The 16,226-nt window shown below is 62.6% G+C and carries 20 protein-coding genes; 18 read left to right on the forward strand and 2 right to left on the reverse strand.

All coding sequences use genetic code 11. The features are described 5' to 3' along the window. Positions 1 to 167: 167 nt before the first annotated feature. Entirely contained in the window at positions 168 to 575 is a 408-nt protein-coding gene (locus H8R18_RS01230; RefSeq protein WP_191071880.1) for a type II toxin-antitoxin system death-on-curing family toxin, read from the reverse strand. Continuing rightward, entirely contained in the window at positions 576 to 1,106 is a 531-nt protein-coding gene (locus H8R18_RS01235) for a Panacea domain-containing protein (RefSeq protein WP_191071881.1), read from the reverse strand. Positions 1,107 to 1,195: 89 nt separating this feature from the next. Here H8R18_RS01235 and H8R18_RS01240 point away from each other — a divergent pair, with 89 nt between their 5' ends. The 18 genes from H8R18_RS01240 (at position 1,196) to H8R18_RS01325 (ending at position 16,172) form a co-directional block, all read left to right on the forward strand. Further along, positions 1,196 to 1,906, forward strand: coding sequence for a hypothetical protein (locus tag H8R18_RS01240; protein WP_191071882.1), 711 nt, complete (start codon positions 1,196 to 1,198; stop codon positions 1,904 to 1,906). 63 nt (positions 1,907 to 1,969) lie between these two features. Beyond that, positions 1,970 to 2,260, forward strand: a complete 291-nt coding sequence (locus H8R18_RS09845) for an HNH endonuclease (RefSeq protein ID WP_191071883.1) — start codon at positions 1,970 to 1,972, stop codon at positions 2,258 to 2,260. 227 nt (positions 2,261 to 2,487) lie between these two features. Further along, positions 2,488 to 2,892 carry a hypothetical protein gene (locus H8R18_RS01250; RefSeq protein WP_194189325.1) on the forward strand — a complete coding sequence of 135 codons (405 nt, stop codon included), beginning with the start codon at positions 2,488 to 2,490 and terminating at the stop codon, positions 2,890 to 2,892. Continuing rightward, positions 2,843 to 4,318 (forward strand): terminase large subunit, encoded by a 1,476-nt coding sequence (locus H8R18_RS01255; RefSeq protein WP_191071885.1) that lies wholly within the window; start codon positions 2,843 to 2,845, stop codon positions 4,316 to 4,318. The genes H8R18_RS01250 and H8R18_RS01255 overlap by 50 nt, the downstream gene beginning before the upstream one ends. Then, complete coding sequence (locus H8R18_RS09455) at positions 4,315 to 4,890, forward strand: phage portal protein (protein WP_194189326.1); 576 nt, start codon at positions 4,315 to 4,317, stop codon at positions 4,888 to 4,890. Before H8R18_RS01255 ends, H8R18_RS09455 begins: the two co-directional genes overlap by 4 nt. Beyond that, the gene (locus tag H8R18_RS01265; protein ID WP_194189327.1) at positions 4,812 to 5,771 is read left to right on the forward strand and encodes a phage portal protein; all 960 of its coding nucleotides are present in this window, start codon (positions 4,812 to 4,814) and stop codon (positions 5,769 to 5,771) included. The genes H8R18_RS09455 and H8R18_RS01265 overlap by 79 nt, the downstream gene beginning before the upstream one ends. Beyond that, a complete protein-coding gene (locus H8R18_RS01270) occupies positions 5,728 to 7,263 on the forward strand; it encodes a VG15 protein (protein ID WP_191071887.1) in 1,536 nt (511 codons plus the stop codon). The genes H8R18_RS01265 and H8R18_RS01270 overlap by 44 nt, the downstream gene beginning before the upstream one ends. Beyond that, positions 7,247 to 7,585, forward strand: a complete 339-nt coding sequence (locus tag H8R18_RS01275) for a hypothetical protein (RefSeq protein WP_191071888.1) — start codon at positions 7,247 to 7,249, stop codon at positions 7,583 to 7,585. The genes H8R18_RS01270 and H8R18_RS01275 overlap by 17 nt, the downstream gene beginning before the upstream one ends. Positions 7,586 to 7,704: 119 nt before the next feature. Next, complete coding sequence (locus H8R18_RS01280; protein WP_191071889.1) at positions 7,705 to 8,223, forward strand: hypothetical protein; 519 nt, start codon at positions 7,705 to 7,707, stop codon at positions 8,221 to 8,223. Between the two features lie 15 nt (positions 8,224 to 8,238). Further along, positions 8,239 to 9,204, forward strand: a complete 966-nt coding sequence (locus tag H8R18_RS01285; RefSeq protein WP_191071890.1) for a phage major capsid protein — start codon at positions 8,239 to 8,241, stop codon at positions 9,202 to 9,204. A 31-nt stretch (positions 9,205 to 9,235) separates the two neighbouring features. Further along, the gene (locus H8R18_RS01290) at positions 9,236 to 9,700 is read left to right on the forward strand and encodes a hypothetical protein (protein WP_191071891.1); all 465 of its coding nucleotides are present in this window, start codon (positions 9,236 to 9,238) and stop codon (positions 9,698 to 9,700) included. Next, entirely contained in the window at positions 9,690 to 10,019 is a 330-nt protein-coding gene (locus tag H8R18_RS01295; RefSeq protein WP_191071892.1) for a hypothetical protein, read from the forward strand. Before H8R18_RS01290 ends, H8R18_RS01295 begins: the two co-directional genes overlap by 11 nt. 288 nt (positions 10,020 to 10,307) lie before the next feature. After that, positions 10,308 to 10,703: a hypothetical protein gene (locus tag H8R18_RS01300; RefSeq protein ID WP_191071893.1), complete on the forward strand. Its 396-nt coding sequence runs from the start codon at positions 10,308 to 10,310 to the stop codon at positions 10,701 to 10,703. A gap of 15 nt (positions 10,704 to 10,718) precedes the next feature. Continuing rightward, entirely contained in the window at positions 10,719 to 11,399 is a 681-nt protein-coding gene (locus H8R18_RS01305) for a hypothetical protein (protein WP_191071894.1), read from the forward strand. Next, positions 11,396 to 11,575: a hypothetical protein gene (locus H8R18_RS01310; RefSeq protein ID WP_191071895.1), complete on the forward strand. Its 180-nt coding sequence runs from the start codon at positions 11,396 to 11,398 to the stop codon at positions 11,573 to 11,575. The genes H8R18_RS01305 and H8R18_RS01310 overlap by 4 nt, the downstream gene beginning before the upstream one ends. Further along, on the forward strand, positions 11,572 to 11,943 hold the full coding sequence (locus H8R18_RS01315) for a hypothetical protein (RefSeq protein WP_191071896.1): 372 nt from the start codon (positions 11,572 to 11,574) through the stop codon (positions 11,941 to 11,943). The genes H8R18_RS01310 and H8R18_RS01315 overlap by 4 nt, the downstream gene beginning before the upstream one ends. Positions 11,944 to 12,032: 89 nt before the next feature. Further along, the gene (locus H8R18_RS01320) at positions 12,033 to 12,374 is read left to right on the forward strand and encodes a hypothetical protein (RefSeq protein WP_191071897.1); all 342 of its coding nucleotides are present in this window, start codon (positions 12,033 to 12,035) and stop codon (positions 12,372 to 12,374) included. Positions 12,375 to 12,398: 24 nt separating this feature from the next. Then, entirely contained in the window at positions 12,399 to 16,172 is a 3,774-nt protein-coding gene (locus tag H8R18_RS01325) for a tape measure protein (protein ID WP_194189328.1), read from the forward strand. Positions 16,173 to 16,226 lie beyond the last annotated feature (54 nt).

Here is a 16,226-nt window from a genome sequence, read left to right on the forward strand (position 1 = left end):
GGCGCTGCTTGTACAGAACACGAGTTCGCTAAGGCGTGCGGACGGCACTATTTGGCGTATCTACCACCAGCAATGCCACCCCGACCACAAACCCCGCCCGCACAGCGACGCCGGCGCAGGCTCGCCGTCGCTGCCGCGTTGAGTGTTCTCGCGTGGACGTGTGTGCGCTAGCCGCGCAAGGCGATCAGATGGCGGGCAAGCCATTTAGTCGCATCGGTCTCACTGACATCGCCGGTAATCAGGCCGATAACGATCGTTTCGATCTCGCACGGGTCAAGGCGTTGCCAGTCGCATTCGAGACCGAAGGCGGCCAGATAGTCACCCATGACAGCCCACGCCGTGCGTTTGTTGCCGTCGTCGAAAGGATGCGCCAAGGCGACACCAGTCAACAAAGCGACCGCTTTAGCGGGCATGGTGTCATAGAGTTCGTGCCCGCCGAAACCGGCAAACGGGCGACCGCAGGCACCTTCAAGAGCACCACGGTCACGCAAGACGCGACCCGGCCCGCAGCATGTGGCGTTAAAGTCACACGCGCGGGCCGAAAGCCACGCCACCCACGCGGCGATATCGTCCATCTACCGGCCCAACAATTCGAGCGTCTTCGCCCATTTTTCGACAAACCGGGCATGGTCTGCCTTCATGTCGCCGCCAACCGGGGGAGGCGGGAAGAAGGCGCCACTAATGCGCGGGGACTCTTGGACGGAGAAGAACCGCAGCATGTCGAGTTTGTCGATCGTGGCGTTGCGTCCCGGCTCGTAGGTATCAAGCCACGGGGCCTGACTGTGCGTGATGGCAGACAAATCCGCACCCGAAAGATGCCCGTAGTGATCGGCCACGGCCTCGGTCATCAGCCTCTCGGATTCACTCAACCGGGCCGGGTCGCCAGCACGCAGACGGGATTCCCTGTCGTACTTGACGTCTTTGCGCACGAGCGGGAACACCGGGCCGCGTTCCCACGCCTCCGCCTCGTCGGCAAACAGTTCCCGACCCGTCCACGCAAGCGACCAACCCTGAGCGAAGTAGAGCAGCTTAAGCAGCTTCATAAGCCCGACCTTCTCACCTAGGCGATCTTCAATCGCCGCTGCCACATCGAAAATATCAGCCACAACCCGACCCCCTTCACTCGGTCTAGACGCTGAGCATTTGCAGCGAGTCTAGCGCCCGCCCGCCCGAACCCCTATAGGAGAAACCACACATGCCCCACACGTGCCGAGCCTGTCACGCCACCCTAACCACGCCCGCCGCCTTGTGCGGTTGGCACGCTGACACGCTGGCCACCGCGTGCCGCACCTATATAGAACTATCCCCGGCCCTACTCACACGCGCCGCCCCATACGCGAGCGACAACACGCGCACAGCCAAGACGACACGCGACGCCGCACCCGCGCACCTGATCGACCTCAAAACCGAACTCGATACGGTGTTTACCACGTGGGCAAACCACTACCACCACCCCACACGCAACCCGCTCGCGGCGGCACAGTGGATAGGCGAACACGCACACACCATCACCGCTAGGCACGGCGACGCCGCCGACATGATCGACGAAATCACCCACACACTCACACGCCTACAGCGCGCCCTCAAACCCACACGCCCCCGCGCGACCGCGTGCCCCCTATGCGGCGGCACAACCCGACCACACCCGGGCGGACACCAATGCGCCACCTGTCACACAACATTCACCACCAGCGAGGCCAAAGCCATACTCAAAGCCCGCGCCCCGCAGCTATGGCTTAACAGTCCCCAACTCGCCGCCTATGTCACCCTCATCGCCGGCACACCCACAAGCCCCGACGCCATCCGCGCACACGCCCGCCGACACCACATCACCCGAAACGACACCGGCGCGCTCAACGCCGCCGCCTACCTCGCCACACTCGACAAACCCAAGCGCGACCGCTAACCTGTGATAAGGCGGCAATGTCTACACGACAAAGCCGCTAACTTTATACCCGGAGCCGCAACGATGCCCGAACGCCGAGGCCGCAACCGGCCCGAATACACCACCAAACGCGACGCCCTCAAACGATGGACCGCACGCCACAACGCCCCCTGTTGGATATGCGGCCAACCTATCGACACCACCCTGGACTATCGACACCCCATGAGCTTCACCGCCGACCACGTCCACGAACTCGCCAAAGGCGGACACCTCTTAGGCGAACTCAAACCCGCACACCGCTCGTGCAACTCACGCCGATCAAACAGGACCACGCCACGCAAACGCCAACCACTACACACCACACAAAAATGGTAGACACGCCACTACACGCCGCTACACGGCGCTACACCACCCGGGGGCATACCCCCACGCGGTAGGGGGCCAGTCTCAGGCGTGCAAACTCGACTTTCTCCCTCCATAGCGCGGGAAAAATAGCGCTACAGCCGCTACGCGCCCCCCACGTAGGGCCATCAATTCTCTAGGAGGCGCGGATGCGTGCAGAGACGTCTAAATGTGGCACGTCGTCGGGGTATCGCCGCCACATGAAGGAAAAGAGCGACCCGTGTGAGGCGTGTAAGAAGGCGCACGCGAAGAAGCAGAAAGCCTATCGGCGTACCAAGCGGGCCGAGTCGTTGGGCATTCCGCAGTTGGGGCCGGTCCCGATTGGTGTCGCGGCCGCGGCCTTGGCCAAAGCGAATGAGGACCGCCCGGCGGAGGGGTCGAAAGAGTGGGAACTGCGGTTGTTGCGTGAATCGTTGGGCCGTATCGAGTTGGCACTACATGAGGCATTGCCGCGTGAGGTCCCGGGGTTGGTTCGGGAGCGGCGTGCGGTGGCGGTGGAGATCACGAAGCTACAAGGACACCGGTCCGATATGAAGAATGCCGCGGGGGTGTTGGATGAACTCGCTAAACGACGCGCCAGCAGGGGCACAGCGTCCGCGTCTTGAATCGTTCCCGCCCTATTTCACGTCCGCGGGCGAAGACGCGATAGATCTCGCGGCCGCAGCCGGGTTGAACATGGACGAGTGGCAACGCTACGTGTTGACTAACGCGCTTGGTGAGACGAGTGGCCAAAAGTGGGCGGCGATGGAAGTCGGGCTGGTCGTGCCACGCCAAAACGGTAAGAACATGGTTCTTATCGCCCGTGAACTCGCCGGGGCGCTGTTGTTTGGTGAGTCCCTTATTGTTCACTCCGCGCATGAGTTCCGTACCTGTACGGCCGCATTTGATAAGACGTGGGAGATCATCAAGGACTCGCCGCTAGTGGAGTATGTGGCCGGGTGGGAAGGTGACGCGGGGTCGAACCGTATTCGCGGGGTCAAGCGTGCTCACGGGTTCGAGGCGCTGGAGTTCTCTAACGGGGCGCGCATCCAGTTCATGACCCGTACGGCTCACGCCGCGCGTGGTTTCACTGCCGACACCCTCATTATCGATGAGGCCTACGCGTTGAAGGATGAGCAGCTGGGGGCGCTGATCCCGACGATGGCGGCGCAATCGATTAAGGGCAACCCGCAGATTTGGTACACCTCTAGCGCGGGTATGGCCTCATCGGGGCCGCTTGAGTCGTTGCGTAACCGGGGTGCGGCCGGCAATGACCGCCAGCTGGCTTATTTCGAGTGGTCTGCGGAAGCTGACGCCGACCCGGATGACCCGGACGCGTGGGCACAGGCTAACCCCGCCCTTGGGATCCATATCGCCCCTAATTGGGTGGCTTCTGAGCGGGCGAGCATGGACGAAGAACAGTTCAAGCGTGAACGGTTAGGGATTTGGGCAATCGAGCAGGAAGACCCGCCGGTTATCGCGCCCGAGTCGTGGCAGAAGTGCCGCGACGAGGAGTCGCGTCCGGGTGAAAAGGTCGTGTTCGCTGTCGATGTGACACCCAAACGCGACGCGGCGGTAATCGTTGCCGCTTCGGCGCGGCCTGATGGGCGGGTGCATGTGGAGGTGGTGGCCCAAAACGATGGGCCGTGGTGGGTTGCGCAATGGTTGGGCGAGCGGTTCGCCGCGAACAAATACCCCGGGGCGCGTGTCGTCATCGATAACGGCTCAGCCGCCGCGGTGCTCGTGCCCGAGTTGGGGCGGTATCGGGTGCCCGTGGCGGGGGTGAACTTTCGTGAATATGCCCAATCGTGCGGGGCATTCTTTGACGCGATCGAGTCGAACAAGATTGCCCACATCGGGCAAACACAGCTAGACGAGGCGGTTGAGGCCGCCCGCGTGAAACCGGTGGGCGAATCGTTGTGGAAGTGGATCAGGCGGGCACCGGGTGACGATATTTCCCCACTCGTTGCCGCCTCGCTGGCGTTCTTCGCGATCCACAAGAACGCCCGCCCCGCGACGAAGAGACGAACGAGAAGGGTGGTGTTGTGTTGAGCAATCCGATCGAGATCTTGCAAGCGTGTCAGCGCAGGATCGAGTCGCACGCGTCCTACAACGTCGAGCGGGCCGCCTGGTATGACGCTAAACAGCGGGTTAAGTCGCTTGATATTTCGATTCCGCGCGACATTGACGCGCGAGTAGAGACCGCGCTGGGCTGGCCGGCCCTGGTGGTGGATGCGTTGGAAGAACGCCTAAATATCAACGGGTTCGCCACCGCCACGGCCAACCGCGAGGTCGAGGCGACCCTGGGGAGGGTGTGGCGCGACAACGATCTAGACATTGAATACTCACAAGCACACCTAGAAGCCCTGATTCACGGGGTCGCGTTCTTGTGTGCCCAACCTGGCGGGGATGGTGACCCGGCCCCGACCATTACGGTTGAGTCGCCTGCCACCATGACCGGGATCTGGGACCCGGTTCGGCGTGAACTCTCAGCCGCCCCGCGTTCGTCTACGACGATGAGGCATGGAAATATGTTGCCGCTACCGTGTGGGATCGCGAAACCTGTTGGCGACTCATTCACGATAACGGCTGGCATGTTGCGGAGGCCTATCGGCATGGGCTAGGCCGTGTCCCGGTGCGTCGCCTTGTCAACCGGGCGCGGGCAGGTAGGCGGTGGGGTGGTTCAGAAATCACGCCCTCGATTATCGCCGCGACACGCTCAACAGTGCGCGCACTTACCCGCGTCGAGGTGGCCTCGGAATTCTTCTCGGCCCCTGAACTCATCGCCCTAGGGCTGTCGCGTGAGGACTTCGGCGGTAATGATTTCTCGACCGGTTACACCCGCATGATGGCGGCAATGATGCTGGTGCCCGACACCGACGAGCCGGACTATCAACGCCCCGACATCAAACAGCTACCGGCCGCCTCGCCGACCCCGATCGTGGAGCTAATCCGCATGTATTCACAGATCGTCGCCGGTGAAGCGGCACTGCCGCCGGCCTATTTGGGATTCGAGACGGCAAACCCGTCTTCGGCTGACCAAATCCGCGCGATCGAGGCACGCCACGTCAAACGAGCCGAACGCAAACAAGCGGTTTTCGGTAAGGCCTGGATCCAGATCCTCGGCGATGGTCTCGAGCTAGCCGGCTACAGTCCAGGCTTCACCGACGGGGTGACGATCAACTGGGCAGACGCGGCCACACCCACACGCGCCGCCACGACCGACGCGATCGTTAAACAGGTGCAGGCCGGCGTCTTGCCGCCGACCTCGCCGGTTACCTATGAGCAGTTGGGGTACAGCCCGGCCACGATTGACCGGCTCGTAGCTGACGCCCGCCTAAACGAGGCGGCACAGCAGGCCCCGCAGGTGATGATGTCACCAATTGATGCAGGGGACGCCAGTGCCACAACAGCCCAAACCGTATCGAGTCCAACGGGTGATAGTGACCCCCGAGCAACTCATGGACGCACAACTAGCCGCGGAGGTGCAATCGACCCTAGTTAAGGCCCGCAAATGGTGGCACAGCGAGGGCGCGACCGCCCAAGATCAACGCGCCGCCTTGGCCGGCTATATACGTGATCATGTCGCGGTAGGCCCGGCACACCGTGCCGAGAACGCGGCCCTTAACTACCTGGTCAAACACCGCGCCGGCACACCCTACACACTCACGACACCCACAGCGGTAGCGATCACACCCGAGGAAATCTCGTACCACATTGGCGCGACCGCAGCAGCGCTGGAAGAATTCGCGGATCGCCCCGACCGGTTCCTACGTGAGCTAGATGCGATCATTTCGCGCCTCATCATGACCCGGGCACGCCAGACGGTACGCGTGAACGCAGCGAGGATTGGCGCGAAATATGCACGCATACCCGAGGCGGGCGCGTGCTATTGGTGCCTCATGTTGGCCTCGCGTGGCGCGGTGTATGAGTCGATCGAGAAGGCACAACGCAACAGCACGGGCGATTCATATCACCCGCATTGTCGCTGTAGCGTCGGCGAGGTCCACTCAGACGCCCTATCGAGCCTGCCAACACGCACCCGCAAATGCGTCCAATTCCGCAAGAAATTCAAACCCACAGGGTATGAGGGCTGGCGCGCCCTGGTCGCCTCGGGACAATTCACTGAGACCACCGGAATCACCTCAACGACACGACTCGAAGCAATCGCACGCGAACTCAAAGCACGCAACCGCGCCAAAGCAGCTGAAGGCCTCGCGCTCGCGGAGGATTTCAAGAAGTCGCTTAGCGAGGTTGCGGCCGGGCGTGGTGGTGGTCGTCTTGTTGAGACGGTGACGCGTTTCCGGCCCGGGGTGTTGTCTGGCGACCAACTGCGCGACGTGTTCGCTAGCTTGGGTGAGGTTCCGCGCGGGCCGGGGACGCCGATACATAGGCTGTTCACGAGTGGGGAAGGTCCGGCCCCGCGTGAGTGGTTCGACTTCGTCCGGCATGACCCGACCCGCCTAGACCGTCTCGGCCCGCACCGGGTCCAGGCCGGGTTCGCGCCTGTGGTGTGGGATGACCTCGAGCTACCCGAGACCGGCGCACCCGAACCGACGTGGGAGAACCTGTATGTCAACGCCTACGGGAAGTGGGAGAAACGCCGGAAACAGTGGCGCTTATACGGCGGGCACCTGGTGATGCCGGCCCCGCCCGACGGGGCAAATTTGGTGCTTACGAAAAGTATTTGCCCGCCGGGATGGACCGAGGACGACCTGACGGTTGCAGCGTTCTTGAGCCTCGACGATCCGCAGTGGCGTATCAATGGCACGCCCCGGCACGCTGATAGGCGCGTGTTGCGTCGCGAGATGTACGGTGTGATTTTTGAGCACGCCTACTACATTCGCGAAGACGGCGCAGGGCAGGATTTTGCCCACTGTATGCCGCTATGCGGCGACACAGTGAGGGCCACGCAGCCCGGTGCGTGGGCACCGTTCGATCTCAAGGCCCTCACCACGCGGGATAAGATAGAATGGCAATATGAGCATCATGGCTGACCTCGCACTTAAGTCTATCCGCAGTTGCGGCGGGGGTGCCGGAGAGCTTGGGATGTTCATCTGGCCTCATTTGACCCCCGATGATCGCGCCGGTCTCATTATTGACGGGGCCGGGGATCCGTGGTCCATAGTCGAATCTGCCTTAGAACTGTGCCCGGTCGAGGTGGCGATACCGGAGCGGCTTCTTAACGAGTTCGAGGAAGATGCCAAGGAAATCGAGGCACAGGGCGACGTCTGGGGAATGATGGCGCTCGACGCCATTAAGCGATACCGCGAGGGCCACGCACGCGCTACAGCTGGCGCGGAGGCTAAGACAAGCTAGCCGCCGCGTCTGAATAGTTTTGACCGTCTTACCCCGTAACGGGGTGGGGCGGTTTTGTTATGCCCCGAAACGGGGAACCCGCACGCCCGCAACGGGCCAAACCCACACAAGGAGGCGCAATGCCCAAAGACGACACCGATAAGCAGGCCGAGACCACGACCGAGGCCACGTCCGAAGAATCCACGACCGACACCACGCCACACACGCCAGAAGGCGACGACGGCGCGGCGGGTAGCGAGGTGGATTGGAAGGCCGAGGCCGCAAAGTGGAAAGCCTATTCACGCAAGAACGAGGACCGGGCGAAGGAGAACGCCGAAAAGGCCCGCGCCTGGGACGAGTGGCAAGAATCCCAAAAGAGCGAGGACGACAAGCGCGCCGACGAGCTGGACACGCTCACACGCGAACGCGACGACAACGCCCTGCGGGCACATCTTGCCGAGGCCGCGCTTGAGCACGGTCTGACGAAGGAACAGTTAGCGATCCTCGGCACGGGCGATCTCGACTCATTGAGTGAGCGCGCCGCCGCCTTGGCGCAGCTGTTGGGCACCGCCCCGCGTGCTCGTCGAGATCCGAATGTGGGACGCGAAGAAACGATTACCCCTGACCGCCCGGATGGCTTCATGCGGGCGCTTTTGTAGAAAGGACTAACAGTCATGGCAGTTACGAACAAGATCATTGGCCGATCCGACGTCGGCGAACAGCTGATGCCGCCCGAGGTCACGCAGACGATCATCGAGGAAGCCCCGAAAGAATCAATTATGCTGGCCGCCGCCACCAAGGCGACCATGTCGACGAAGAAGCAGATTCAGCCCGTGCTCGCGACCCTGCCCGAGGCCTATTGGGTCAACGGGGACACGGGCCTGAAGGAGACGACGAACGCCACCTGGAAGGGTGTGCAGATGGTCGCCGAAGAACTCGCCGTAGTCGTCCCTATCCCCGACGCGGTAATTGATGATGCCTCGGTGAACCTGTGGGACATGATTAAGCCGCGCCTTGTCGAGGCATTCGGTAAGCGTATCGACGAGGCCGCCCTGTTCGGTGTCGATAAGCCCTCGACGTGGCCCGAAGCCCTGGTACCCGCAGCCGAGGCCGCCGGCAACGTCGCACAGGTCGACCCCAAGGGCAAGACGACTATCGCCGATGCGGCCCTGGAAGTCGCCGGGAAGATGGCGACGCAGGGATTCAGCGTCAACGGGTTCGCGTCCGCGCCTGGCCTGGGCTGGCGTCTTCGCGCACTGAAGGACAACAACGGCGCATACATGTATGGCGCGCCGGGTGAGACCGGTGCGGCGGCCTCGCTGTTCGGCTACCCGTTGCGCGAAACCCTTACCGGCGCGTGGGATGCCTCTCGCGCCGAGCTGGTGATGGCCGACTGGTCCAAGGTGATTATCGGTATCCGCCAAGACATCACTTTTGAGATGTTCCGCGAGGGCGTGATTACCGATAGCACGGGCAAGGTCGTTCTTAACCTGATGCAGCAAGACACTAAGGCGATGCGCGTCGTGATGCGTCTGGGCTATCAGGTTGCCAACCCGATCACCGGTCTCGAGGGCACCGAGGCTAAGCGGTTCCCCGCTGGCGTCGTCAAGCCTGCCGCGGCCGCCTCGGCTGGTGCCTAACCGGGACGACATCAAGTGAAAGGGGGTGGCCGTGGTGTATGCAGACGTCGCAGACGTTCATGGACGGTGGGTAGCCTCAGCAATTCCGCCCGATGATGACGTTATTGCGCGTTATCTCGAGGACGCCACGGCCCTCATCGACGCCGACGCGAAGATAACGCCACCCGTGGCGGAGCGGTTGGGGATCGAACCGGGTCTAGACGTTCGTGCGCGGATCGTGTGCGTTCGTATGGTGATGCGGTGCTTGACGAACCCCGATCAAGTCCGTTCACGTGCGGAAACCGACGGGCCGTATTCGGGCACCCTCACCTATGCGACTGAGACCCTCGCGGGCGCGTTGGCGGTGACGGATGACGACCGTGCCCTGTTGTCGCCGCGTAAGCGTGGCCGGGTGTCGTCGATCCTGCCCTATCCGGTTAACACGTGGCCCGACACCGAGACGCCACGCTTGGACCCCAAGCAGGTCGTCAACTACGGGGGCGGGCATGGTGATTAATCCGGCATGGTTCGTACCGATAGCGCCTATCGGGCGCGGCGAATTCGACACGGGCGGGCGGTGGCAAGAAACCGAAGCGGGGCCGGCCTTTCGAGGCCTGATCGCCCCGAGCGGTGCCGAACCGGACGCAGTCTCGGAACCCGCGACGGTCTCGCTTGACCGGCTCGAAATCTACACGCGCGAGACGATCACGCTCGACGCGGGTGCCCGCCTACAAATCCAGGCGGGCACCTACGCGGGCGTGTGGGAAGTCGAAGGGACCCCCGCGAAATGGCCGAGCGGGTGGCATATCAAGGTAAGGCGGCTGACCAATGGCTAGGCCTCGGTTCGTCCCTGACGATGTGGGCATTAGAGCATGGTTAAAGGACGGGCCGGGGCCGGCATGTGTCGCCGAAGCAAGCAAGCTAGCAACCGAAATGGCCGCCCGCCTGCCTAAACGCGACGGCAACCTGCGGGCCTCGGTCCGGTCCGGGCCGGCTGAAATCACCGTGCAAACCCGCCACGGCTGGACAAAGCGGGCCGGGGCGGAAGTCGTAGCCGATAGCGACTATGCCGCCGCCGTCGAGGCCCGCACCCACACCATCGAACGGATTGTAGGAGGCCACTAATGTCACCCTCGTATGCCGACCCGCGCGCCCTCATCCAAGCCGCGCTAGCGAAATCCGATATCCCCTCGGTCCTCGTCCTCACCGACCCGACCAAGCAAGCGCCCTACGTGCATGTCATCCACGTATCAGGCCAGACCGGCCCGGTCGACCGCATGGACACGTTCCGTCTCGACGTCGTGACCCGACTCGAGTCGGGCGAAGGATTCGAGGCCGCTCGGACACATCTCGAGAACATTACGACAGCCCTAACCGTGGGCTATCACGACACAACCGCGGGCTATATCGACCGAATCGAACTCGACGAGGTCACACAGCCCGCGACCTCGCCACTATTCCCCGGCCCCTACACGCTAGCGACCCTACGCGGGCGCATGTGGACGAGGCCGACACACTAGAAAGGACACACCGCGATGGCTGCAACGCCGACAACGATTCAGAAAGTCAAGCAACAAGCCGACCATTCGGGCCTGATCCGCAAGACGATTCACGCCGCCGCGTTTTGGGCACCGATCGACACCGAGGTACCCGAGACGCTGACCAACGAGGCCGGCCAACTGTTGAGCCTGCCCGAGGCGTGGCGACCCTTCGGGCTGGTCGCGACCGACGGCTACACGCTGGGCGCGGACACCGATAAGGCCGAGGTCGAGGCACTCGGCTATGTCGACCCGGTCCGCTCGGACATCACCAAAATTGCCCGCTCGATCAAGTTCACCTGTTTCGAGACGTGGCAGCGCCTCATCCGTGAACTCGTCGACGGTGTCAACCTGGCCGAGACGACACCGAACGCGGGCGGCGAATTGTCCTATGACGCCCCGCAGGTCCCGATGTTTGAAGAAGGCCGCCTGATGCTGGTCACGACCGACGGGCCGGCCGCGAATGAGTTCATCCGTGGCACGTGCTTTACCCGCGTGAAGCTGTCGGAAGTCCCCGAAGAAGCGTTTAACAACGAGGACGCCGAATCGATCGAACTGACCTTCGACGCGTTCCCCGACGCGAAGCTGGGCACCGCGATGCGCCGCTACTTCGGTGGCACCGGCGCGAAGAACTCGGTTAAGGATCTGGGCTGGAAGACCGCAGGGGGTGCCGCGTGAGCAACAAGAACACAACCAAGACGGGACGCGTCTTCACGATCACCGTCAACGGGATCGACCATACGCGTGTCGCCGTTGACGATATCGACGCAAAGAACCTGGCGACGCAGGGATGGCGCGAAACCGACGAGACCGCTAGCAAGACTGGGACGAAGAGCAAGGGAGACACCAAGTGACCGCAACCGCATATGAGGCCACCACCGCGCCCGAGGCCCCCGCGCCTTCGCGGCGCGAACTCGTCGACCTCGACGCGTTGGCGAGTGAAACCGACGTGATCATTTGCGACGTCAAGATTGGCGGCCGGATTATCCCGGTGCCGAACATGGGGCTTAAGCCGATGCGCGATATCAACGAGTTCGGGGCCTACGGGGCACGAAACGATATCGCCGGGGCGTTGGGTGTTGTCTTTGGTGAAGCCGATGCGGCATTCATCATGGAACATGCCAACGTCGCACAGGTGAGCGCCCTCATGGGGCGGATTGGTGCCGCTATCGAAGCCGTGGCCGGGTCCGCGGGGGAAGACAACGGCTCGCGCGGACGCTGACGCGCTATCGTCCCCAAGTCCGCGCCGACCTCGCCGAGGTGTACGGGGTGGACTTGGGGGCGTGGTGTCGCGCCCGCAGGTGGCGGGCCTTGCTTGACCTTATCGATCAGTTGCCGATGTCCTCGCGCACGTGGGAAGCGTTGCTAAACGATCCCGAGATTGCTGACGAATACGCCAAGGCTGAAGCAGACAACAACACCAATGCCGATGCGGCACCGGTCAAGCCGCGGCCACGCTTGGCCGATGACTCGGCGACAGTGCGAGCAATCCGGCAACTCAACAACGACATTCGGGCATTGCTCGGGGGTAAACGCGCCTCGATGTTGCCCGGCCCGCAAACAGGTATAGATCAGGCCCGCAGACGGCGGGCAACAGCACGGGCGGCGGAACTGACACGGGCACTAACCCCGGTCCACTACACGCCCCGGTAACACTTCTTTAGGTAGGGGGTCCCTATGGCATACAGAGCAGGCGCGGTCTATGTCGAGGTGGTCCCCTCTTTGAAGGGGTTTGCCTCGAAGGTCGTCAAGACGACGACGCAAGCAGCCGGGGCGGCCGGTCGTGACGCCGGCGCACAGTGGTCTAAGTCGATGGTTACCGCGACGAGTGGGGCCGGTGACGAGGCGTCGGCGAAGTTTAACGCCGCGTTCACTCGGTCTATCCCGACCCTGCGCGTGGCCGCGAATGACGCTAAGACTGCGCTCGTGTCGGCTAGCGAGGGTGCGGCTAAGGCGACTGAGAACCTTCAGGCCAAACAGGATGCGTTAACACTGTCGTCAAAGATGGTGACGCAGGCCGAAGAGTCGCTAGCGCGTGCCCGTGCTGGCGGGGTGCCTGATCGTATCGCGGATGCTGAGGAACACCTGAAGGCGGTCCGTGATGAACACGCGGCCGCAGTGAAGGGTGTGCGTGAGGCGGAACTGGCCGCGAAGGACGCCGCCGCCGAGTATGCGATTGCGCAGGAAAAGGCGACCCGGGCGGTGGCCGAGCTAGAGCGGGCCGAAGCCGCAGCGGCCGCCGCACTGGCCGGGCCTAGTGGCCTCGCCGGTGTTTTCGCTACCACGTCGGCGGCGATTGCTCGCGCTATCGGGTCGATCACGGCCGGGATCCGTAACCTGCCTAACACGTTCGCCACGACTAAGGCCACGCTTCAACACCTGGTGACCGACATGCCGTCGATTCTGTCGGGCGCGTTTGACCGGGTGACGGCGACGATCTCGACGGCTGTCGAGGCTGTCGCCGCCCGCGTGCACGCTGTCGCGGATGCGTGGGGCGTCGTTAAATCCAAGGTGACCGGCGTCGCCTCGGGTATCGCCTCGCGCGTGACGGGAGTCTTCTCGCGGGTCTATGCGAATGTGTCGGGTGTCGTGTCGGCTATCGTCGCCCGTTTCCCTGCCATCGCGACGGCGTGGGAAGCCGTCAAGGCCAAGATCACGGCCACGACGACCGCCGTCACATCTTCGATGCAGGTGGCATATACGCGTGCGGCTAACGGTGTCGCGGCGGCATTCGAGACGGTCTCGGCATGTGCGCGCACGCTCGCTAACGCGTGGGAAACCGTTAAGGGCAAGGTCACGGCGGTTACGACGTCTATCATCTCTACGGTCTCGGCGGCTTTTACCCTGGCCGCTAACACGGTGACGAACACGATGACGGCGATCGTGACCCGTGTCGAAACCACGGCCGCGAGGGCGTGGGCAAGCATGAAGGCGGCGGCACAATCGAGCGCGGCTAGTGTCGCGGGCGCGATGCATTCGGGGTTTACCCGTGTAAGCGAGGCGGCCTCGAATGCAGTTGCCTCGATTGTGGCCCGCTTTCCCGCTATCGGCACCGCCTGGCGAGTCACGGCCACCACGATGCAGACGATCACAAACGGTCTAACAACGGTGATGTCGGCGGCGTTTGAACGCCTCACCGGTGTCGCGACCCGTGTCGCCTCATCCATCGTCGAGCGCTTCCAAGCGGTCCCGACCGCGTGGGCGGGAATCAAGGCTAGGCTCGAGGCCACCTCAAGCAGCATGGCGTCTGGCATGTCGCGGGCGTTCTCGCGTGCATCGTCGGCGGTGTCTGACGCGGTGTCGTCTGTTACGTCGCGTCTTCCTGCCGTCGCTGATGGTTGGCAGTCCGCGAAATCGCGGATGGACACCATCACTAACGGGATGGCTACGGCGATGCGCAGTCTCGGCCCGGTCGCAGCCATTGCCGGGACCGGGATCGCGGCGGCCTTCACTAAAGCGCTTTCGGGTGGCTGGAATCGCCTCATGACGCTGGAAACGGTCGAGGCGAAACTGAGCGGCATGAAGGTTCCCGCGGAGGGGATCAAGAACGTTATGGACGCGGCGAAGAACTCTGTTGAGGGCACCGCCTATAGCCTCGACGAGGCCGCGTCGGCCGCGCAGCTGCTCTATCAGTCACAAATCCGCGACCCTAAGCAGCTTGAGACAACGATGAAAACGCTCGCGTCTACGTCGACCCTTATGGATCGGTCGATGCAAGACGTGGGTCTTATCTTTTCTAGCATCAAGTCGAAGGGCAAGTTCCAAGGCGATGACGTCATGCAGATACAGCAGGCGTCTATCCCGATCTTTGAATGGTTGGGCAAGTCATTCAACATGACGGCCGCACAAGCTCAGCAAATGGCAACGGACGGAAAAATTTCGTTCGAGATGTTCGAGCAGGCCCTACGCGAAAACGTGGGAGATGCCGCGACCGAAGTAGGCGACACTACGCAGGCGCGTATCGCGAACATGATGACGTCATTTTCAAAGTTCGGCGCGGAAATCCTCAAACCCCTCACCGGCCCGATTGGTGAGGCCGCCCTGAAGATCAAAGACGTCATGACGAACATCACCGCGGCTATAGCCTCGGGTGACGGGCAAGCCGGCGGCTTCTTCTCGTCCGTGACGTCGGCGCTTGCACTGGTGACCCCAATGCTCACGCCGTTCAGTAACGCTATCTCTACGGTGATGACGAATCTCGGTCGTCTTATGCCGTTCGTCGGCGAGGGCCTCGGCTCAGTCCTTGGCAAACTCGGCGGGTGGGCGACGGGTCCAGCCGGGATCGTTATCAACCTCTTTATTGCGATGGTCCAACACTCGCAGAAGCTACGCGACGCCCTGGGCGGCGTGTTCGGCGAGATCATGGACGCCTTCGGGTCCCTTGGCAAAGTCCTCACCGGTGGCGGTGGCCTGTCGGCGGCGATGGATGCGCTAAACCGCGTGTTCACTGTCGCCGGTGACGCTATCGCCCCGCTGGTCGAGGCCGTCGGCAAGCTCGCCGGGTTCATTATCCGTCTAGGCGGGGCGATCCTTGGCGCGGGCCTACAGTTGGCCGCCAAACTGATTCAAGGAATCGGCAACGCGATAGCGTGGCTGATCGACCTTATCTCGCCTGCGATCGATGTCGTTGCCGGGGTGTTTAGCGCGATCATGGACACGCTAAACGGCTTGTTCGACACGCTCACGGGCGCGGCGCAACCGGTCGAGGGCGGCCTGTTCGGGTTGTCCCCTGACCATCCGGCCGTGCGCTTTTTCGAGAAGATCCGCGAGGTCGCCTCGGCCGTGTGGGACAAGATCGTGGAGGGGATCGCGTTCGTTCAGACATTGGGCAACGCGATTTCGCGGGCGTTCCAGTTCGGCGCGGAAAACGGCGGGAAAGACGTCGGATCCGGGCCGATTGGCGCGATCCTCAGCATGGCAACGAAGCTGGGAGACTTTTGGCAGAACACGCTTAAGCCCCTCATCGACGAGATCAAAGAGACCGTTCTGGCGGTGTGGAACGAACACATTCAACCCGCCCTAGCCACGGCCGCAGACTGGATTCAGAACGCCTTCACGACCGTATGGCCGAAGCTACAGGAGGCGTTCTCGACGGCGTGGGACATGATTAAGGCCGCGATCGAATTCGCGTGGCCGATCATTCAGACGATCCTCGCCGCCATCTGGTCATTCATCCAAAACGTGCTAGCGCCGATCTTTGTCTGGTTGTGGCAAAGCGTGATTACGCCGGTGTGGAACGGGATCAAGTTCGCGATTCAGGTCGCCTGGGCGGTCATTCAGGTTGTCCTCGCGGCTATCTGGTCGTTCATTCAGAACATCCTCGCGCCGATCTTTGTCTGGCTATGGCAGAACATCATCACGCCCCGCATGGAACGGGATCCTAACCGTGATCCGGGCGGCGTGGGCGATCATCCAGGTCATCTTTTCCGCTATCGGAGCGTTCATCCGTAACATCCTGGCACCCGTGTTCACGTGGCTATGGAACAACGTGATTTCGCCCGTGTG

This window comes from Nanchangia anserum (assembly GCF_015240065.1).
GTDB classification, from domain to species: Bacteria; Actinomycetota; Actinomycetes; order Actinomycetales; family Actinomycetaceae; genus Nanchangia; species Nanchangia anserum.

Bases quoted from the DNA above. Each gene is read 5' to 3' on its own strand.
- H8R18_RS01255 (WP_191071885.1), top strand. From the start codon at position 2,843: ATGAACTCGCTAAACGACGCGCCAGCAGGGGCACAGCGTCCGCGTCTT.
- H8R18_RS01275 (WP_191071888.1), top strand. From the start codon at position 7,247: ATGAGCATCATGGCTGACCTCGCACTTAAGTCTATCCGCAGTTGCGGC.
- H8R18_RS01300 (WP_191071893.1), top strand. From the start codon at position 10,308: ATGTCACCCTCGTATGCCGACCCGCGCGCCCTCATCCAAGCCGCGCTA.
- H8R18_RS01295 (WP_191071892.1), top strand. From the start codon at position 9,690: ATGGTGATTAATCCGGCATGGTTCGTACCGATAGCGCCTATCGGGCGC.
- H8R18_RS09845 (WP_191071883.1), top strand. From the start codon at position 1,970: ATGCCCGAACGCCGAGGCCGCAACCGGCCCGAATACACCACCAAACGC.
- H8R18_RS01230 (WP_191071880.1), bottom strand. From the start codon at position 575: ATGGACGATATCGCCGCGTGGGTGGCGTGGCTTTCGGCCCGCGCGTGT.
- H8R18_RS01305 (WP_191071894.1), top strand. From the start codon at position 10,719: ATGGCTGCAACGCCGACAACGATTCAGAAAGTCAAGCAACAAGCCGAC.
- H8R18_RS01240 (WP_191071882.1), top strand. From the start codon at position 1,196: ATGCCCCACACGTGCCGAGCCTGTCACGCCACCCTAACCACGCCCGCC.
- H8R18_RS01270 (WP_191071887.1), top strand. From the start codon at position 5,728: ATGGACGCACAACTAGCCGCGGAGGTGCAATCGACCCTAGTTAAGGCC.
- H8R18_RS01250 (WP_194189325.1), top strand. From the start codon at position 2,488: ATGAAGGAAAAGAGCGACCCGTGTGAGGCGTGTAAGAAGGCGCACGCG.
- H8R18_RS01280 (WP_191071889.1), top strand. From the start codon at position 7,705: ATGCCCAAAGACGACACCGATAAGCAGGCCGAGACCACGACCGAGGCC.
- H8R18_RS01285 (WP_191071890.1), top strand. From the start codon at position 8,239: ATGGCAGTTACGAACAAGATCATTGGCCGATCCGACGTCGGCGAACAG.
- H8R18_RS01325 (WP_194189328.1), top strand. From the start codon at position 12,399: ATGGCATACAGAGCAGGCGCGGTCTATGTCGAGGTGGTCCCCTCTTTG.